This window comes from Bacillus safensis FO-36b (assembly GCF_000691165.1).
Lineage (GTDB): Bacteria > Bacillota > Bacilli > Bacillales > Bacillaceae > Bacillus > Bacillus safensis.
Genome location: NZ_ASJD01000001.1, coordinates 542872 through 562276 on the forward strand (window position 1 = coordinate 542872; position 19405 = coordinate 562276).

The 19405-nt window shown below is 42.4% G+C and carries 22 protein-coding genes; 18 read left to right on the forward strand and 4 right to left on the reverse strand.

All coding sequences use genetic code 11. From position 1 onward, the window contains the following. Window positions 1-22: 22 nt before the first annotated feature. From buk to BA81_RS02830, 6 genes are all read left to right on the forward strand, one after another. Window positions 23-1144, forward strand: a complete 1122-nt coding sequence (gene buk, locus BA81_RS02805) for a butyrate kinase (RefSeq protein ID WP_024428016.1) — start codon at window positions 23-25, stop codon at window positions 1142-1144. Then, window positions 1134-2558, forward strand: a complete 1425-nt coding sequence (lpdA, locus tag BA81_RS02810; protein ID WP_034280275.1) for a dihydrolipoyl dehydrogenase — start codon at window positions 1134-1136, stop codon at window positions 2556-2558. Before buk ends, lpdA begins: the two co-directional genes overlap by 11 nt. A 17-nt stretch (window positions 2559-2575) precedes the next feature. Then, on the forward strand, window positions 2576-3568 hold the full coding sequence (locus tag BA81_RS02815; RefSeq protein ID WP_034280276.1) for a thiamine pyrophosphate-dependent dehydrogenase E1 component subunit alpha: 993 nt from the start codon (window positions 2576-2578) through the stop codon (window positions 3566-3568). 12 nt (window positions 3569-3580) lie between these two features. Continuing rightward, entirely contained in the window at window positions 3581-4564 is a 984-nt protein-coding gene (locus BA81_RS02820) for an alpha-ketoacid dehydrogenase subunit beta (RefSeq protein ID WP_024422925.1), read from the forward strand. Window positions 4565-4583: 19 nt separating this feature from the next. Then, window positions 4584-5840: a dihydrolipoamide acetyltransferase family protein gene (locus BA81_RS02825; protein ID WP_034280278.1), complete on the forward strand. Its 1257-nt coding sequence runs from the start codon at window positions 4584-4586 to the stop codon at window positions 5838-5840. A gap of 65 nt (window positions 5841-5905) precedes the next feature. Then, complete coding sequence (locus BA81_RS02830; RefSeq protein ID WP_024428019.1) at window positions 5906-6199, forward strand: YesK family protein; 294 nt, start codon at window positions 5906-5908, stop codon at window positions 6197-6199. A gap of 14 nt (window positions 6200-6213) precedes the next feature. Here BA81_RS02830 and BA81_RS02835 read toward each other — a convergent pair whose 3' ends face one another. Continuing rightward, window positions 6214-7107 (reverse strand): YegS/Rv2252/BmrU family lipid kinase, encoded by an 894-nt coding sequence (locus BA81_RS02835; RefSeq protein WP_034280279.1) that lies wholly within the window; start codon window positions 7105-7107, stop codon window positions 6214-6216. A 169-nt stretch (window positions 7108-7276) separates the two neighbouring features. Between BA81_RS02835 and BA81_RS02840 the strand changes: the two genes are divergently transcribed. The 6 genes from BA81_RS02840 (at window position 7277) to BA81_RS02865 (ending at window position 11795) form a co-directional block, all read left to right on the forward strand. Continuing rightward, entirely contained in the window at window positions 7277-7714 is a 438-nt protein-coding gene (locus BA81_RS02840; protein ID WP_024428021.1) for a BrxA/BrxB family bacilliredoxin, read from the forward strand. Window positions 7715-7909: 195 nt separating this feature from the next. After that, entirely contained in the window at window positions 7910-8674 is a 765-nt protein-coding gene (locus BA81_RS02845) for a transporter substrate-binding domain-containing protein (RefSeq protein WP_034280281.1), read from the forward strand. 114 nt (window positions 8675-8788) lie between these two features. Next, entirely contained in the window at window positions 8789-9445 is a 657-nt protein-coding gene (gene artQ / locus BA81_RS02850; RefSeq protein WP_024422919.1) for an arginine ABC transporter permease ArtQ, read from the forward strand. Beyond that, window positions 9438-10160, forward strand: coding sequence for an arginine ABC transporter ATP-binding protein ArtM (artM, locus tag BA81_RS02855; RefSeq protein WP_034280282.1), 723 nt, complete (start codon window positions 9438-9440; stop codon window positions 10158-10160). The genes artQ and artM overlap by 8 nt, the downstream gene beginning before the upstream one ends. A gap of 119 nt (window positions 10161-10279) precedes the next feature. Beyond that, window positions 10280-11233, forward strand: a complete 954-nt coding sequence (locus BA81_RS02860; protein ID WP_024422917.1) for an aromatic acid exporter family protein — start codon at window positions 10280-10282, stop codon at window positions 11231-11233. 52 nt (window positions 11234-11285) lie between these two features. Next, window positions 11286-11795: a L,D-transpeptidase gene (locus BA81_RS02865; RefSeq protein WP_034280283.1), complete on the forward strand. Its 510-nt coding sequence runs from the start codon at window positions 11286-11288 to the stop codon at window positions 11793-11795. A 38-nt stretch (window positions 11796-11833) separates the two neighbouring features. Here the strand turns inward: BA81_RS02865 and prli42 are convergent, their stop codons facing one another. After that, window positions 11834-11926 carry a stressosome-associated protein Prli42 gene (gene prli42 / locus BA81_RS20035; protein WP_149126490.1) on the reverse strand — a complete coding sequence of 31 codons (93 nt, stop codon included), beginning with the start codon at window positions 11924-11926 and terminating at the stop codon, window positions 11834-11836. 101 nt (window positions 11927-12027) lie between these two features. Here prli42 and mce point away from each other — a divergent pair, with 101 nt between their 5' ends. The 4 genes from mce to BA81_RS02885 are packed head-to-tail and all read left to right on the forward strand — an operon-like array spanning window position 12028 to window position 15523. Beyond that, window positions 12028-12450, forward strand: coding sequence for a methylmalonyl-CoA epimerase (mce, locus tag BA81_RS02870; RefSeq protein WP_034280284.1), 423 nt, complete (start codon window positions 12028-12030; stop codon window positions 12448-12450). After that, window positions 12443-13906, forward strand: a complete 1464-nt coding sequence (locus tag BA81_RS02875; protein WP_080701150.1) for an acyl-CoA carboxylase subunit beta — start codon at window positions 12443-12445, stop codon at window positions 13904-13906. The genes mce and BA81_RS02875 overlap by 8 nt, the downstream gene beginning before the upstream one ends. Window positions 13907-13922: 16 nt before the next feature. Then, window positions 13923-15044: a tripeptidase T gene (locus BA81_RS02880; RefSeq protein ID WP_034280287.1), complete on the forward strand. Its 1122-nt coding sequence runs from the start codon at window positions 13923-13925 to the stop codon at window positions 15042-15044. Between the two features lie 14 nt (window positions 15045-15058). Further along, entirely contained in the window at window positions 15059-15523 is a 465-nt protein-coding gene (locus tag BA81_RS02885) for a chemotaxis protein CheW (RefSeq protein ID WP_034280289.1), read from the forward strand. Window positions 15524-15559: 36 nt separating this feature from the next. Here the strand turns inward: BA81_RS02885 and BA81_RS02890 are convergent, their stop codons facing one another. Continuing rightward, entirely contained in the window at window positions 15560-16378 is an 819-nt protein-coding gene (locus tag BA81_RS02890; RefSeq protein ID WP_025093006.1) for a membrane protein insertase YidC, read from the reverse strand. 27 nt (window positions 16379-16405) lie between these two features. Beyond that, complete coding sequence (locus BA81_RS02895; RefSeq protein WP_024422910.1) at window positions 16406-16687, reverse strand: hypothetical protein; 282 nt, start codon at window positions 16685-16687, stop codon at window positions 16406-16408. 180 nt (window positions 16688-16867) lie between these two features. On the opposite strand from BA81_RS02895, the gene BA81_RS02900 reads away from it, so the two are divergent. After that, window positions 16868-17860, forward strand: coding sequence for a carbon-nitrogen hydrolase family protein (locus BA81_RS02900; RefSeq protein ID WP_034280773.1), 993 nt, complete (start codon window positions 16868-16870; stop codon window positions 17858-17860). 297 nt (window positions 17861-18157) lie between these two features. Then, window positions 18158-19402 carry a DNA polymerase IV gene (locus BA81_RS02905; protein ID WP_034280775.1) on the forward strand — a complete coding sequence of 415 codons (1245 nt, stop codon included), beginning with the start codon at window positions 18158-18160 and terminating at the stop codon, window positions 19400-19402. Window positions 19403-19405: the final 3 nt, after the last annotated feature.

Consider the following 19405-nt stretch of genomic DNA (forward strand, 5'->3'; position numbering starts at 1 on the left):
AGTTGAAACGGAGGTTTTGTTTTTGCTGACAAAAGAATGGCGTATTCTCACGATTAATCCTGGCTCTACTTCAACAAAAATCGGTGTGTTTCATAATGAACGTTCTATTTTTGAAACGACACTAAGACATACAGATGAGGAATTAAAGCAATTTCCTCATATCATTGATCAATTTTCATTCCGTAAAGAAACCATATTGAAAACACTGCATGAACAGGGGATGAACATCTCAAAGTTTGATGCAGTTTGCGCGCGCGGCGGCCTCCTTCGTCCGATTGAAGGAGGCACATATGAAGTCAATGAGCAAATGGTGGAAGACCTAAAAGAAGGATATGCCGGCCAGCACGCATCCAATCTCGGTGGAATCATCGCGAGGGAAATTGCACTTGGCCTGAATATCCCAGCCTTTATTGTCGATCCAGTTGTAGTGGATGAACTAAAACCAATTGCTCGTATTTCAGGGCTGCCAACGATCGAAAGAAAAAGCATCTTTCATGCATTAAATCAAAAAGCAGTCGCAAGAAAAACAGCGGCTTCTTTTGGAAAAAGTTACGAAGATTTGAACATGATTATTACTCATATGGGCGGCGGTATCACCATTGGTGTTCATGAAAAAGGAAAAGTCATCGATGTGAATAACGGTCTGCATGGCGAAGGTCCTTTCAGCCCAGAGCGTGCGGGAACCTTGCCGACAGGTGATCTTGTAAATCTTTGTTTTTCAGGTGAGTATACCCAAGAGGAAATGCTCAAACGCATTATTGGTGAAGGCGGGCTTGCGGGCTATCTTGGCACGACAGACGCTGTGAAAGTGGAACGCATGATTGAAGCGGGTGATGAGCGGGCAGCGCTCATTTATGAAGCAATGTGCTATCAGATTGCCAAGGAAATCGGTGCGGCTAGCGCTGTCTTAAAAGGAGCAGTTGACGTCATTGTATTAACAGGCGGACTTGCGTACAGCAAACAAATTACGTCAAGTATTCGCGGCTATATTGACTGGATTTCAGATGTTGTTGTGTTTCCAGGTGAAAATGAGCTGCAATCGTTAGCAGAAGGTGCGCTTCGTATTTTAAAAGAAGAAGAATCACCGAAAGAATACCCAAATGATCAACAGGAAAAGAAAGGAGTGACAAGTCATGGCAACTGAATATGACCTCGTCATTCTGGGTGGAGGCACAGGCGGCTATGTAGCGGCCATCCGTGCCTCGCAGCTTGGATTGAAAACAGCAGTTGTAGAAAAAGAAAAGCTCGGCGGAACATGTCTTCATAAAGGCTGCATCCCGTCTAAAGCGCTGCTCAGAAGTGCAGAAGTTTATCAAACCGTCAAACGCGCAGCTGATTTTGGTGTTGAGGCAGGCGGCATTGCCTTGCAATTTGCCAATGTGCAGAAAAGAAAAACAGAGATCGTCGAAAAACTAGCAGGCGGCGTCAAACATTTAATGAAACAAGGAAAAATTGATGTATATGAAGGGATCGGCCGTATTCTTGGCCCATCTATCTTTTCGCCAATGCCAGGAACGATCTCCGTAGAAATGGCAAATGGAGAGGAAAATGAAATGCTCATTCCAAAGCAGGTTATCATCGCGACAGGATCAAGACCGCGTGTGCTGCCAGGCCTTGAAGCAGATGGAACACACATCCTTACATCAGATGATGCACTTGAACTGCCAGAGCTTCCGCAGTCGATCCTGATTGTCGGCGGCGGAGTGATCGGAATCGAGTGGGCGTCTATGCTCAATGATTTTGGTGTGAACGTCACTGTGATTGAGTTTGCAGACCGCATTTTGCCTACAGAGGATCATGACATTTCTAAAGAAATGGAAAAACTGTTATCTAAAAAAGGCATCACTTTTGTGACAAATGCGAAGGTACTGCCAGATAGCGTAGAAAAGCAGGAAAATCTCGTGACAATTCAAGCGGAAAAGGATGGAGACATTCAGACGTTTGAAGCGGAAAAACTCCTTCTTTCAGTCGGCAGAGTACCTAATATCGAAGGCATAGGTCTTGAAAACACGGACATCCAAACCGAAAAACAAGGCATTGTCGTGAATGAACATTATCAAACGAAAGAATCGCATATTTACGCAATAGGAGATGTCATCGGCGGGCTTCAGCTGGCACATGTGGCTTCTCACGAAGGTATGATTGCAGTTGAACATATGGCTGGGAAAGATCCAAAGCCGCTCGATGAAACGCTCGTATCTAAATGTGTTTACTCTCACCCAGAAACCGCTAGTGTTGGACTCACTGAACAGGCGGCAAAAGAGCAGGGCTTTGAAGTCAAAATAGGGAAATTTCCATTTATGGCGATTGGAAAAGCGCTTGTGTACGGGGAGTCTGATGGATTCGTCAAAATCATTGCCGATCAAAAGACAGATGATATTTTAGGAATTCATATGATTGGTCCTCATGTAACAGATATGATATCTGAAGCTGGATTAGCCAAAGTACTTGATGCAACCCCGTGGGAAGTGGGGCAGACGATACACCCGCATCCGACCTTATCAGAGGCGATTGGCGAGGCAGCCCTTGCTGTTGACGGGAAGGCGATCCATTTTTAATCAAGGAGGGAAACATGATGAGTAACATGCGTCATCAGGAATTAGGATTATCAGATGAACAAGCAATTGATATATACAGAACAATGCTTCTAGCAAGAAAAATCGATGAACGGATGTGGCTTTTAAACCGTTCCGGGAAAATTCCATTCGTCATTTCTTGTCAAGGGCAGGAAGCGCAGCAAGTCGGCGCTGCATTTGCTCTTAATAGAGAAGAAGATTACGTCTTACCTTACTATCGTGATATGGGGGTTGTCCTTGCTTTTGGGATGACAGCAAAAGATTTAATGATGTCTGGTTTTGCAAAACAAGACGATCCAAACTCAGGCGGAAGACAAATGCCAGGGCATTTTGGGCAAAGAGCAAATCGAATTGTGACTGGGTCGTCACCTGTCACAACGCAGGTTCCTCACGCGGTGGGAATTGCCCTTGCTGGACGATTAGAGCAGAAAAACTTTGTCAGCTTTGTCACGTTCGGTGAAGGCTCATCAAACCAAGGTGATTTCCATGAAGGCGCAAACTTTGCTGCTGTGCATAAACTGCCTGTTATTTTCATGTGTGAAAACAATAAGTATGCGATTTCCGTGCCATATGACAAACAAGTAGCCTGTGAACGCATTTCAGATCGTGCGGTTGGATATGGGATGCCTGGCGTAACTGTTGATGGAAATGATCCGCTTGAAGTATATGCCGCTGTCAAAGAAGCGAGAGACCGTGCGGCTAGAGGTGAAGGTCCGACATTGATTGAAACAATCTCTTACCGTTTAACTGCGCATTCAAGTGATGACGATGATTCAAGCTATCGAGAAAAAGAAGAAGTGCTCGAAGCAAGAAAGAAAGATCCGCTCATCCAATATGAAACGTATTTAATCGAAGGAAAGGTCATGACTTCTGAAATGAAAGAAGAGATGACAAAAGAAATTATGCAAATCGTAAACGAAGCTACTGATGAAGCGGAAAACGCAGCTTATGCTGAGGCAGAAAGCGCACTTCGTTACGTGTATGCGGAGTAAGGGGGAAGAAAAATGCCTGTTATGTCATATATAGACGCCATTACACTGGCGATGAAAGAAGAAATGGAGCGAGATCCGAAAGTGTTTGTGCTCGGAGAGGATGTCGGGAAAAAAGGCGGCGTATTTAAAGCGACAGCGGGTCTTTACGAGCAATTTGGAGAAGCGCGCGTCATGGATACACCTCTTGCAGAATCAGCCATTGCGGGTGTAGGTATTGGGGCAGCGATGTATGGAATGCGCCCAATTGCAGAAATGCAATTTGCGGATTTCATTATGCCTGCAATCAACCAAATCATTTCAGAGGCTGCAAAAATTAGATACCGTTCAAATAATGATTGGAGCTGTCCAATGGTCATCCGCGCACCTTATGGGGGCGGAGTACACGGGGCGCTTTATCATTCACAATCGGTCGAAGCCATTTTTGCTAACCAGCCTGGTTTGAAGATTGTGATGCCTTCTACACCTTATGATGTCAAAGGTCTTCTAAAGGCTGCAGTGCGTGATCCAGATCCTGTATTGTTCTTTGAACATAAACGTGCATACCGCCTGATTAAAGGAGAAGTGCCTGAAGAGGATTACACTCTACCGATTGGAAAAGCAGATGTGAAACGTGAAGGCGATGATATCACGGTCATTACATATGGCCTTTGTGTCCATTTTGCGCTGCAAGCAGCAGACCGCCTTGCAAAAGACGGCATTTCCGCTCATATTCTCGATTTGAGAACAGTGTACCCGCTTGATCAGGAAGCGATTATAGAAGCGGCTTCTAAAACAGGGAAAGTGCTTCTGTTAACGGAAGATACAAAAGAAGGCAGCATCATGAGTGAGGTTGCGGCGATCATTTCGGAGCATTGCTTATTTGATTTAGACGCACCAATCAAACGCCTGGCAGGACCAGATATTCCGGCAATGCCTTATGCGCCGACAATGGAGAAATTCTTCATGGTCAACCCGGATAAGGTAGAAGCTGAAATGAGAGAGCTGGCGGCGTTTTAAGAAAGAGGAGGGTTTCAAAGTGGCAATTGAACAAATGAAAATGCCTCAGCTAGGTGAAAGTGTAACAGAAGGAACCATTAGCAAATGGCTCGTTTCACCTGGCGATCATGTGAATAAATACGATCCGATTGCGGAAGTCATGACGGATAAAGTGAACGCAGAAGTCCCATCATCTTTTACAGGAACGATTACAAAGCTATCGGCTGAGGAAGGCGAAACGCTGCAAGTAGGAGAAGTGTTCTGTGAAATTGAAGTCGAAGGAAGCGAGCAGCAGAGCGTGAAAGAAGAAGAAGCACCTGAGCAAAGCGAAGCGCCTGAAGCAGATCAAACAAATGAGAATCAAAGTCAAAAGAAACGTTATTCTCCAGCCGTTCTTCGTTTAGCAGATGAGCATGGCATTGATTTAGCGGCTGTTCAAGGTACAGGAGCAGGCGGGCGAATTACTAGAAAAGATTTGCTGCAGCTTATTGAAAACGGCGGCGTCAAAGAGAAGACAGCACCTGTCAATGAACGTGCCGTTCAACCGGAGCCTGCGCAGTCATCTAAAGCAAAAGCGGCGCCTGCTGTCCCTTCTATGCCTGGTGATGTTGAGCTGCCAGTCACGCCGATCCGTCAGGCAATTGCCGCCAATATGCTGAGAAGCAAACATGAAATTCCGCATGCATGGACAATGATGGAAGTCGATGTGACAAATCTAGTGACAAGAAGAAATCAGCTGAAGGATCAGTTTAAAGCAAAAGAAGGCTTTAACTTGACGTTCTTTGCGTTCTTTGTCAAAGCAGTGGCTCAGGCCTTAAAGGAATTCCCTGAAATGAACAGTATGTGGGCCGGAGATAAGATTGTGCAGAAGAAAGCAATAAATGTTTCGATTGCTGTCGCTACAGATGACGCGCTTTTTGTTCCAGTCATTAAGGATGCGGATGAAAAGACCATTAAGGGCATTGCCAAAGAAATTCATGAGCTTGCGTTTAAGGTGAGACAAGGAACGCTCAAGCAAAGTGATATGGAAGGCGGTACTTTCACTGTCAACAACACGGGATCATTTGGTTCGGTACAATCTATGGGAATCATTAATTATCCGCAAGCGGCGATTTTACAAGTAGAATCGATCGTGAAGCGTCCAATGATCGTAAACGGAATGATTGCGGCAAGAGACATGGTCAATCTTTGTCTCTCATTAGATCACAGAGTACTAGATGGTCTTGTATGCGGCAGATTTCTTCAACGAATTAAACAAATCCTTGAAGGTATCGACGAGCAGACATCTGTTTATTAAAACATTATTTTCCCCCTCCCGGCATGAGAGGGGGATTTCCACATCTAGGAGAAAGGAGCGTTGATATGTCTGGACTAGATTTTTTTGCTTTTCTCACGATTGGTCTCATGTTTATCACAGCGATTGCCTTCGCTTTTCTGCGGTACATTTCTAAATCACGCAATCATCCTGAACGATTACTGCTTATCATATCGATCGTTTCAATTATTCAAATCGTGTACTGTCTGCTGATTGTCGGCGGGTTTAAAGGGGCAGCCAATAGCTTTTTAGGAATATCACTTCTCGCCGGGACGCTGCTCGGATATGCACTTGAATATTTATACAGACGCTATATCAAAAAAACGCCCGAATCAAAATGATATCGGGCGTTTTTTTATTCAGCTGGAACAATAAAGGTCAAATGATGTTTTAACACTTCTAAAGAAGAGGGGGCCGTCATATAAACCTCACCATCTGTATCAGCATCCATTTCCTCTTTTGTGTGGATATGGATACTGGACGCTTGAATGAGAGACAGATCGCCGGTGAAATCCTCCAGCTCTTCCCGGTTCATTGAGAAGATTTCTTTTAAAGCAGAGAAACTCGTATTTCTGCAAATTAAGATTTCTGCTTTTCCATCATCTATGGCTGCATGAGGCAAATCAATTTTATTTGTACCGATAAAATGTCCATTCATGACAAGAACGATGACAGCTTCCTCTTCCCAGCTTTCCTCTTCGGTCTCAATCCGTACGTGAAAAGGATCTGTTTGCTGCAGGGTGCGCAGGGCACTTGTGAAGTAGCTGATTTTACCGAGTACGGCTTTTTCCTTGTCGTTAATGTTGTTGGACGTGTCTGCAATCAGCCCAATTCCCCAAAAGTTTAACACGTATCGATCTTCTGCTTTGATTAAGTCGACCTTTTTCTCTTTGCCGTCTACAATCATTTGAGCGGCTTTTTGCATTTGTTGAGGAATACCTAGTGTTCTAGAAAAATCATTGCATGTCCCGCCTGGTAATATCGCTACAGCGGGCCTTTTTTCTAAACCGCCTATGCCGTTCATGCATTCATGCACGGTACCGTCTCCGCCTAATATGATGAGCAATTCCACCGTCTCATCAATTTGACGGCAGAAATCATAAGCATCATTTGGCTGCTTTGTTGGTTTCAAAATGAGTTCATCAATATGTAGAGAAAGAAGAGGCACTGTTTGACCGAGTGTTTTTTCCATGTTTTTTTGTCCAGCATTTCCATTATAAATGAGCATCGCTTTTTTGAATTGTGCCATCACGCAGTTCTCCCTTTCTTCTCTTTATCATCACTTTTCCCCAATTTGACAGCTCATAAACGAGGTTCGGAAAAAGAGGCGGCGGATAAGACAACACATTTGCCCGCAGGCGTTTTCCTTGATATGATGGAGTTAAAATGGTTATGGTACGCAAAAGGAGTGGACGGACATGAATATTGATTTTAATTTATTTATGAATGATATTGTAAAACAAGCGAGAGAAGAAATTAAGCAGGCAGGCTACACTGAGCTCACGTCAGCTGAAGAAGTAGACGAAGCACTGACTAAAAAAGGGACGGCACTTGTCATGGTGAATTCAGTATGCGGCTGTGCAGGCGGTATTGCAAGGCCAGCTGCCGGCTATTCTGTTCATTACGATAAGCGTCCAGATCAATTGCTGACAGTGTTTGCTGGGCAGGACAAAGAGGCAACAGCAAGAGCTCGTGAATACTTTGAAGGCTTCCCGCCATCTTCACCATCCTTTGCCTTATTAAAAGATGGAAAAATCATTAAAATGGTCGAGCGTCATGAAATTGAAGGGCATGAGCCAATGGAAGTCGTGTCAAAACTACAAGCCGCTTTTGATGAGCATTGCGAAGAAATCTAACATATGACGTTTGAATGAATAAATATAAAGCAGTCCGGTCTTTAGATCGGTCTGCTTTTTGTTTTATAAGACAATAGAATCAAAATAATTTTAGCAAAATACTATTGCATCTTAAAAAGAAAGTGTTTAAAATACATTATAGTGAATAAATATTCAAATCAATACATGATTTTAAATACTGGGAGGCATCATCATATGAAAAAGTGGTTATTATTACTTATGACAGCTGGTCTTGCAGCTGCACTCGCGGCATGCGGAACTTCTTCTAATAATTCAAACGCATCAGGAGATGACAAGACACTCGTGATGGCGACATCAGCAGATTATCCGCCATTTGAATCAAAAGACGGAGATAAAATTGTCGGTTTTGATGTAGATCTTGCAACAGCACTAGCGAAAAAGAACGGCTACAAGCTAGAAATTCAAGATATGGACTTTGCTAGCCTTGTATCAGCCCTCAAAACAAACAAAGCTGATATTGTCCTTGCAGGGATGACACCTACAGAAAAACGTAAAAAGCAAGTTGATTTCTCTGATGTTTATTACAATGCTAAAAACTTGGTTGTATCAAAGAAATCTAGCGGTATTAAGGCAGAGAAAGATTTAAAAGACAAAACAGTCGGCGTTCAATTAGGTTCTATTCAACAGGATGAAGCAAATGGACTGCAAAAGAAATATAATCTAACAGTTGAAGACCGTAATAAAATTTCTGATATCATTCAAGAGATTAAAGCAGGCCGTTTTGATGCAGCCATAATTGAAGATAAAGTAGCTGCTGGTTACTTGAAAAAGGAAAAAGACTTCCAAGCATTTGGATTGAACAGCACAAACGAAGGTTCAGCCATTGCATTCAAGAAAAACAGCGACTTAACAGCGAAATTTAATAAATCATTAAAAGAAATGAAAGATAATGGCGAACTTGATAAATTAATTAAAAAATGGTTTGCTGATGAAAAGTAAGTCAGGAAAAGGATCAGCGTCATTCAAGAAAATCAAGTAGAAAAGCGCTGAAAAGTTCAACTCATGTTGAACTTTTTTCCTGTTTTGTATGAAGGCAGAAAAAAGGAGAATGTCATGTTTGATTTTAAAGATGTAATACCTCAGATGCCCTTTATTCTAGAAGGACTTAAGGTCACGCTTTCTATAGTAGTGGTATCCCTTTTACTTGGATTTATCTTAGGAATTTTATTAACGCTTTGTAAAATTAGTGTGTTTAAACCGCTCATTTGGCTTGCAGATTTTTATACGTCAATTTTCCGAGGCACACCGCTTGTGCTTCAATTGCTCATTATTTATTTTGGTCTGCCTCAGCTTCTTGGGTTTCAAATCGACCAATACTGGGCTGCTGTAGCGGCATTTTCACTCAACTCGGCGGCATACGTATCTGAAATTATTCGTGCGGGTATTAATGCCATTGATAAAGGTCAAAAAGAAGCGGCCGTTGCTTTAGGCATCCCTTATGCTAAAATGATGAAGGACTTATTGCTTCCGCAGGCGTTTAAAAATATTTCACCTGCACTTGTGAATGAAACGATTACACTGACAAAAGAATCAGCGATTGTAACAGTCATCGGACTGGGGGATGTCATGAGACGAGCCTATCAAGCAGGGGCCGTTACGTATAATTATCTTGAACCGCTTATTTTTGCGGGTCTTATCTATTATGTCATCGTGCTTGTTCTCACCTTTGTCGGCAAATCGGTGGAAAGGAAGTTAAAATCAAATGATTAAAATAGAGAAACTCACAAAATCTTTTGGTAAAAATGAAGTTTTAAAGGGGATCGACACCACCATTAAAGAAGGGGAAGTTGTTGCGGTCATTGGACCATCTGGTTCAGGAAAATCGACGTTCCTTCGCTGCATCAATTTACTTGAAAAGCCGACTTCTGGTGTCATTACGATTAAGGACACCGAAATCACCAACCCAAAAACGAATGCACTAAAAGTGCGTGAGAACATCGGAATGGTATTTCAGCATTTCCATCTGTTCCCGCATAAAACGGTGCTGGAAAATATCACGTATGCGCCAATGAATGTGAAGAATCAATCGAAGGAAGACAGCATCAAACAAGCTGAAGACCTGCTCAAAAAGGTAGGGCTTTTAGAGAAAAAAGATGATTTCCCGAACCGTTTGTCCGGCGGTCAAAAGCAGCGTGTGGCGATTGCGCGTGCGCTTGCGATGACACCAGACATTATGCTGTTTGACGAACCAACGTCAGCCCTAGATCCAGAAATGGTCAAGGAAGTATTAGAGGTCATGAAAGAACTGGCTCAATCTGGAATGACACTCGTCATCGTCACACATGAAATGGGCTTTGCAAAAGAAGTGGCTGACCGCGTGATCTTTATGGATGATGGGAAAATTGTAGAGGATGCAAACCCTGTACAATTTTTTGAATCACCGTCTTCACAGCGTGCGCAAGACTTCTTACAAAAAATATTATAAAGAAAAAGAGAAGGAGACTTAACATCTCCTTCTTTTTTTGATTATAATGGGGAAAGTAAAAAAAGTTCATCATTTCACAAAAGTGAATGGAAACAAGACAGAAAAGAGTGAATCACATCATGTTTAAAATCGGCTACCGAACGCTGAAAACAGCATTAGGAACAGCGATCGCTATTTATATTGCACAATTGCTTGGCTTGCAAAATTATTCAGCTGCCGGGATTATTACGATCCTGTGTATTCAGGTGACAAAGAAAAGATCCCTGTTAGCATCGGGAGCCCGCTTTGCAGCATGCAGTCTTGCTATTTTATTTTCTTATTTATTTTTCGATCTGATTGGGTATCATCCTTTTGTGATCGGTTTGATGCTGCTTGTCTTTATTCCGACAACGGTTCTGCTTCGAATTAAAGAAGGGATTGTCACAAGTTCAGTCATTATCCTCCATTTATACATGTCTGGCGGGATTACCCTGCATCTCATTTGGAATGAACTGCTGCTGATTACCATTGGTGTAGGGGTAGCGCTGATTATGAACCTCTATATGCCAAGTGTTGATAAAAAGCTCAAACGCTACAGCGAACAAATTGAAGCCAACTTTGCTAAAATCTTTGAGGAAATCGAGCAATACTTAATGACAGGGAAACAAGACTGGACAGGAAAAGAAATACCAGAGACACATCAATTGATCAAAGAAGCGAAAGCTCTTGCATATCGTGATGTTGAAAACCATGTATTAAGACATGAAAACCTGTATTACCATTACTTCAACATGAGACAAAAGCAATTTGAAATCATTGAGCGTGTGCTGCCTAAAATTACGTCGATTTCCGTCACAACGGAGCATGGACAAATCATTGCAGAATACATTAGAGACTTACGCGAACATATTCACCCAGGGAACACAGCGCATAAGTTTTTAAGACGTCTCATTGATATGAAAGAAGAGTTCGATGCACTTCCGCTCCCGCAAACAAGAGAAGAATTTGAGGCAAGAGCGGCACTCTTTCATTTCCTCGGTGAAATGGAACAATATTTAGTGCTGAAAAGCTATTTTAAAGGGATGAAAGAATAGAGACGCATGAGTTCCTCCTTCATTGGTCAATCTAATGAAAAAGGAGGAGCCTATGCGTCTTTTATTTTATACCGTACTGACCATGTCCCTTTCACCAATCTGGCCGCTTGGACAAAACCCGCTGCCAGGTGACCCATTTGTCATTATTAATAAACAAACAAATGAACTTGCCTTCATTGATCAAGGGAAAATTCAAAAAGTATATCCTGCCTCTACAGGAAAAACAGCAGATTTAACGCCAGAAGGTGAATTTACGATTATGATCAAAGCGAAAGATCCCTATTACAGAAGAAAGAATATTGAAGGCGGTGCGAAGAATAATCCTCTTGGGCGAAGATGGATTGGATTCGATGCACGAGGAACAGATGGCAGAACCTACGGAATTCACGGAACGAGTGACGAAACTTCGATTGGGAAATTTATCACAGCAGGCTGTGTAAGGCTTCATAATCAAGATGTAGAGCGATTGTTTGATCAGCTTCCAATTGGTACAAAGGTATGGATTACAACCTCAAGCGATTCTTTTGAAAAGCTTGCCAAAGACAAACAGGCCATTCGTTGATATCGCGAATCACCTGCTTGTCTGCTTTTATTCAAACCTTATAAAAAGGCTGCTGCTCCTGCTAAAAGTGAAGAAACTAACAGCAGGCTAATCATAAGCAATACCATAAATTTCATGAATTTTTGAGACATATCGCACCCCTATAACCGAAGATTTTTGCGACAAGCGCACTTGTCTTTATTTTATCTGGTTTTTTCATATGCGACAAGTGATCAGCAAAGGAAGTGAACGGATGAATCAAATCGATCATATTGCCATTGCCGTCTTTTCTATTAAAGAAACATCTCAAACGCTTCATCAGCTATTTAACTGGCATTTTTCAGACATACAAGAGATTCCGGAGCAGGAGATTAATGCGTCCTTCGCTTCACTTGATGATCTGCACATTGAATTAATTGAGCCCATTTCAGCCCGCAGTAAACTACATACCTTTTTAACAAAAAGAGGAGAGGGCCTTCATCATATTGCGTTAAAGTCAGATGACATTCAAACGGATCTTAGCCGTCTCGATCACCTTGGCGTGCAGCTTCTCCAAAAAACAGCACAGATGGGCGCCGGCGGAAAGCAGATTGCATTTATTTCACCTAAAGAAACGTCAGGTGTGTTATTTGAATTGTGCGGGTCCTTGAAAGGAGAGAAACATTGCGATGAATGAATCGTTCAATGACTTGTCTGAATGGCGAAAGAAAGCGTTAATGGGCGGCGGCGAAAAACGAGCAGCGGCTCACAGAAGCAAAGGAAAGCTGACGGTGCGAGAGCGGCTGCATACACTTCTTGACGAGGGCAGCTTAATGGAAATTCAGTCATTTGCAACAGGCGGTCTGTCAGAGCATGTTGGTGACGGCGTCGTCATTGGAACGGGACTCATTCACGGTAAGCCTGTCTGTGTTTATGCACAAGATGCAACCGTATATGGGGGCTCATTAGGCGAAATGCATGCCAAAAAAATTACCTCTTTAATGGATCTGGCAGCTAAGAATCAGATGCCGGTCATCGGTCTAAAAGACTCAGGTGGTGCGAGAATTCAAGAGGGTGTGGTATCATTAGAAGGATACGGACAGATTTTTAAACGGAATGTGCTGTACTCTGGTCTAATCCCGCAAATATCTGTTATTTTAGGTTCATGTGCTGGAGGTGCAGTCTATTCTCCTGCATTGACTGATTTTGTCTTCATGACAGAGCAAACAGCTCATATGTTTTTAACTGGTCCGAAAGTAATAGAAAAGGCAACAGGAGAAACGGTCTGTCCTGACCGTCTTGGCGGTGCAAGTGTACAGCATCAGACAAGCGGAAATGTGCACTATACTGGGGAAGATGAGAAGGACGTGTTAAAAGCGGTTCGAACTCTTTTAACGTACATACCAACGAAACAACAGGCTGTCATGCAGGCTGAAGCACGAAAGCAAGATACCGCTGATCCAGGCAGCATTTTGCCAAAGGATCCATCACGCACCTATGATGTCAAACAAGTGGTGACAGCGATAACCGATCCAGACTCATTCTTTGAAACGCAGCCTTGTTTCTCAAAAAATATTGTCACTGGTTTTGCCAGACTACAAGGAGCTTCCATTGGTGTTGTTGCCAATCAGCCAAAGGTGCTGGCAGGCAGCCTTGATCTTGACGCGGCCGATAAAGCGGCCAGGTTTATTCGATTTTGCGATGCATTTCATATTCCGATCTTAACCCTTGTGGACGTTCCTGGTTTTTTACCAGGGGAGAAAGCCGAGCATGCGGGAATTATCCGCCACGGTGCAAAGCTTTTATATGCGTACGCTGAAGCAACCGTTCCAAAAATCACTGTGATTTTAAGAAAGGCGTTTGGCGGTGCATATGTCGCGATGAATAGCAAGGGCTTAGGCGCTGACTTTGTTTATGCATGGCCAGAGGCCGAAATTGATGTCATGGGGAAAACGTTCGCAGACGAAATCGTTCATCCTGCTTCGCGCGAGACTGAGAACAAACCAAGTGTATGGAAAGCGGCTCAGACAGGTCTGATAGACGATATTTTCATGCCGGCTGAAACGAGAGAGCGATTGATCCGCTCATTTGATGTGCTTCGCAGTAAGGAAGAAGATAGACCGTTAAAAAAGCATGGCAACATGCCGCTATAAGAGGAGGAGCATCATTATGATCAATGAAAAACGCTTACTAGATGAATTTTTAGAATTAGTTCAGATTGATTCAGAAACAAAACACGAAGAGAAAATTGTTGAAGTCCTAAAAGAAAAATTCTCGCAGCTTGGTCTAAAAGTGGTTGAAGACGATTCAAAAGCGGTAACAGGCCACGGTGCAGGCAACCTTGTCTGCACATTAGAAGGAAATCAAGAGGCAGATACGATTTATTTCACTTCTCATATGGATACAGTTGTACCGGGGAATGGCGTAAAACCAGTCATTGAGGACGGCTATGTAAAAACAGATGGAACAACGATTCTTGGCGCTGACGATAAAACAGGACTTGCTGCTATGTTTGAGGCGATCCGCGTGCTGAAAGAGAAAAATTTACCGCATGGAACAATTGAATTTGTGATCACAGCAGGTGAAGAATCAGGACTTGTTGGAGCAAAAGCGTTAGATCCGAATTTGATGACAGCGAAATACGGCTATGCCCTTGATTCAGATGGTAAGGTCGGTACGATTATCGTAGCTGCACCAACACAGGCAAAAGTACGCGCAACGATTTACGGAAAAACAGCTCACGCAGGTGTCGCGCCTGAAAAAGGTGTGTCTGCGATTACCATTGCATCTAAAGCAATTGCCAGTATGCCGCTTGGCCGGATTGATGAAGAAACAACGGCGAATATCGGACGTTTTGAAGGCGGAACACAAACGAATATTGTGTGCGATCAAGTTGATATTTTGGCGGAAGCACGCTCTTTAGAACCAGCAAAAATGGAAGCTCAAGTAGCGAAGATGAAAGAAGCCTTTGAAAAAACCGCTAAAGAAATGGGCGGAAGTGCCGATGTACAAATTGACATCATGTATCCAGGCTTCAAATTCTCACACGGCGATCAAGTCGTAGAAGTGGCGAAAAAAGCGGCAGAAAAAATTGGCCGTCCTTCAGAACTGCAGACGAGCGGCGGAGGCAGTGATGCAAACGTCATTGCTGGCAACGGCGTCCCAACTGTCAACCTAGCTGTTGGATATGAAGATATTCATACGAAAAATGAGAAAATGCCGATTGAAGAATTAGTCAAAACAGCTGAAATGGTTCTCGCCATTATCGAAGAAACGACAAATCCATCGTAAAGGCAGGAGACTCTGTGAGCACGCAAAAGATTATTATTTTTCAGGTGGGGCAAGAGGATTTTGGCATCAGTGTAGAGCATATTCGTTCGATTGAAAAGGTCCCTTACTTACAAGAAGTATCGAATCTTCCAAAAGAAATTAAAGGCCTGATGTCATTAAGAGGAGAGGTCATTCCTGTCAGTGATACAGGCGTGATGCTTCACGGAAAGCCTCTTGATGTGAACGAGCAGTCAAAGGTGCTGTTATTTGAAGTTAACGATCAAATGATTGGCTGTCTTGTCTCAGATGCAAAAGATATCATCGATATCGAGCAGAGCGAGATCAAGCCATTTCATATGAACACGAAGGCCTCTGAATATTTCTTCGGCGTTGTGGAGAGAGAAAACAAAATGATTTTACAAGTGGACCCAAATAAGTTCCTTGGGAAAATTGAGGACCTCGATCAATTGCCAGACCGGTTGAAAGAAGAGTTGGCATAATGAAAAGCCCCTTATCTAAAGATAAGGGGTTTATTTTTATTCAGCAGCTGGTTTGGCTTGTTCGTTAGCCGCAGCTTTCGTTTTTGATTTTTGGTACATGACATTTAAAATAATCGTTTGAATCGTGAGTAGTAGTCCGCTTGTCATCCAGTATAAAGGAAGAGCAGCGGGTGCATTAATTGAAAGAAACAGCATCATGATTGGGAAAATCATGCCCATTACTTTCGCTTGCTTCAGCGCAGCCTCTGTCTGGGTGCCTGATTGCTTCGCATATTTTTGCGTGACATAAAATTGCAAGAAATACATAGCCCCTGCAAAGACTGCCACCAATAAATCGGTTTGTCCTAAGTTAAACCATAAGAACGTATGAGTTGCGATCTCAGGTGTTGAGCGGATTGCTGAGTAAAAGCCAAGAACAATTGGAATTTGAATCAGCATAGGCAGACAGCCCATTGCCAGCGGGTTCACATTGTTCTCTTTATATACTTTCATCATTTCCATTTGCAGTTCTTTTTGTTTTTCAGGATCTTTCGTTTTCTTCAATTTGCTTTGTATTTGGTCAATCTGAGGTTTCACCAGTGCCATTTTTTCCTGCATGACTCTTTGCTTCTTAAATTGATTCGCAAAAAGCGGGAAAATCAGCAGGCGGACAATCAAGGTGACGAACATAATGGATAAACCATAATCATCATGGAAAAAGTTCGCAAGCCAAATGATCAGCTCAGAAAAAGGCTGAACAAAATAATGATGGAAAAACCCATCAGAGCTCGTATTCGTTTGCGCACTCGCTGCAAATGCAGGTGACGCAATCATCATCAAACATAAAGTCGTAAAAACAGTCAATAAACGTTTCAATTCGTTTCCTCCTCATGATTAAAAAATTTAATTAGTGAGAGGAAGCGAATGGTCTTCATCATCATTAGATGATCTTTTCATTCGAATGACTTTACTAATCCAAGTTGTAATGCGATCATATATGATAAACAGAAAGTCTGTTCGATTCAAGCAAGATGCGTCCAACTCTTCCAAACGATGTCCACCAAGGTGTTCGTTCATACGGCAGTCTTTTAGTAAAAACGCAATGCCGATGGCCGTCAGCGCTGGAAGAATAATCGTAAAGAATTCAACAAGGAAAAAGACTTCATTGAATGTATCAATAATCATGATTATCACATCCATTTCATTACTCACAGTGTACTATACACATGGTTAAATGTCTAACAGAACCACGTGTTTTCTCTATTAAATAAAATTCCTTATTTTGTATAAAATAGTAAATGTCATCCAAACTTCATATTTCCTATCCTATAATGAGGGGGATGAAAAGAAATGGAGGTTTTGAATATGACAAGTATTTACCCAAAGTTTCGAGCAGCTGCGGTACAAGCAGCACCTGTCTACTTAAATTTGGAAGCAACCGTTGAGAAATCATGTGAACTGATCGACGAGGCAGCTTCAAATGGTGCAAAGCTTGTGGCATTCCCAGAAGCATTTTTACCTGGTTATCCTTGGTTTGCTTTTATTGGTCATCCAGAATACACGAGAAAGTTCTATCATGAATTATATAAAAATGCAGTTGAAATCCCTAGCTTAGCCATTCAAAAAATCAGTGAGGCAGCAAAAAGAAATGAAACGTACGTTTGTATATCATGCAGTGAAAAAGATGGCGGATCTCTCTATTTAGCTCAGCTTTGGTTTAATCCGAATGGGGATTTAATTGGAAAACACCGGAAAATGAGAGCTTCTGTAGCAGAAAGACTCATTTGGGGGGACGGAAGTGGAAGTATGATGCCGGTGTTTCAAACTGACATTGGAAACCTTGGCGGATTGATGTGCTGGGAGCATCAAGTTCCACTTGATCTTATGGCGATGAATGCCCAAAATGAGCAGGTACATGTAGCCTCTTGGCCAGGTTATTTTGACGATGAAATTTCAAGCAGATATTATGCCATCGCGACACAGACATTTGTGCTGATGACTTCATCTATATATACGGAAGAAATGAAAGAGATGATTTGCTTAACGCAGGAGCAAAGAGATTACTTTGAAACATTTAAGAGCGGGCATACGTGCATTTACGGGCCGGATGGGGAACCGATCAGTGATATGGTTCCAGCTGAAACAGAGGGAATTGCGTACGCTGAAATTGATGTAGAAAGAGTCATTGATTACAAGTTTTATATTGATCCGGCTGGACACTACTCCAATCAAAGTTTGAGTATGAATTTTAATCAACAGCCCACTCCGGTTGTGAAACAATTATATCCTCAAAAAAATGAAGTATTCACATATGAGGACATTCAATATCAACATGGTATACTTGAAGAAAAAGTGTAAATGAACGTGAAACCCAGCGCGCAGACAAACCCTCGCATTCGGTGTCAGTCCTGCGCTCCGATGCTCGTCCTTCCTAGGGCTGCCAAGGTTTTTGATCACGCTGAAAAGAAGACAAAGGGCTAAAATCAAGATCATTTTAACCCTTTGTCAACAATCTGGACCTTCTCTTTTTTAGAGAAGGTTTTTTTGAGGAAAGATGAAATAAATCAATGTATAATTGAGCATAAAAGGGATCCATCATGTTTGATATATGAGGAAACAGCTGATCAAAATACAGGTAGACAAGAAAATGGGGTTATGCCAATGTCAAATATTATTTTTCATATAGACATGAATGCTTTTTATGCCAATGTAGAAATGGCGTATGATCCTTCTTTGCGGGGGAAACCTTTAGCCATCAGCGGAAATGCAAAAGAGCGTAAAGGGATTGTTGTGACGTGCAGCTACGAGGCAAGAGCACTAGGTGTGAAGCCCCCGATGCCCTTATGGGAGGCGAAGCGGCTATGTCCGGGACTCATTGTCCGCACACCGAACTTTGACCGATACCGCAGCTCCTCACAAGAGATGTTTACAATACTAAGAGAATACAGTGATTTAGTCGAACCTGTATCGATTGATGAGGGCTATATTGATTTAACGCATACACCATATGCCGAGCATGCGGTAAAAACGGCTCATGATATTCAAACAAGGCTTGTAGAGGAGCTGATGCTACCTTCAAGTATCGGCATTGCACCGAATAAATTTTTAGCGAAAATGGCGTCTAATTGGAAAAAGCCAATGGGCATCACCATATTGCGTAAACGAGATGTTCCGAACATGCTCTGGCCGCTCCCTGCTGGTGACATGCACGGGGTTGGACAAAAAACGGCAGATAAATTAAAGAAAATCGGAATTCATACTATTGAAGACTTAGCGAAAGCGAATGAGTATACGCTAAAAGAATTGCTTGGCATTAATGGACCGAGATTAAAGCAAAAGGCGAATGGTGAACATGACGGCATCGTGGATCCAGAAAGAATATACGAATTTAAATCCGTCGGCAATTCATCCACTCTGCCTCATGATTCGGATGATTCAGATGAACTTGTCACGTTAATTGATAAGCTGTCACAATCTGTGAGTGCAAGGTTAAGGAGAAAAGAAGTGATGGCGAATCGGCTGCTCATCATGATTCGGTATGCAAGCTGGAAAAATATCACGCGAAGTGTCATGCTCACGAATCCAACGGATCGAAAGGAAGATATATTTGAAGCGGCAAAGCAGTTATTCCTTAAACATTGGAATGACCAGCCAGTGAGGCTCTTAGGTGTGACGGGGACAGACCTTGTCGAACGAAAAGCAGCTGTTAAACAGCTTGATTTATTTTCATATACAGAAGATGCAAAAGAAGAGCCCCTCCAAACCATTTTAGATGGACTGAAAGAAAAATATGGAAAGTCATTGGTGCAAAGAGGGATCACCATTAAGGAAAAAGAGAGCAAAACAAGCGGGACAAGTTTTAATAAAGATTTTTTTCAGGACGAAAGAGGAAATGACTAGCCT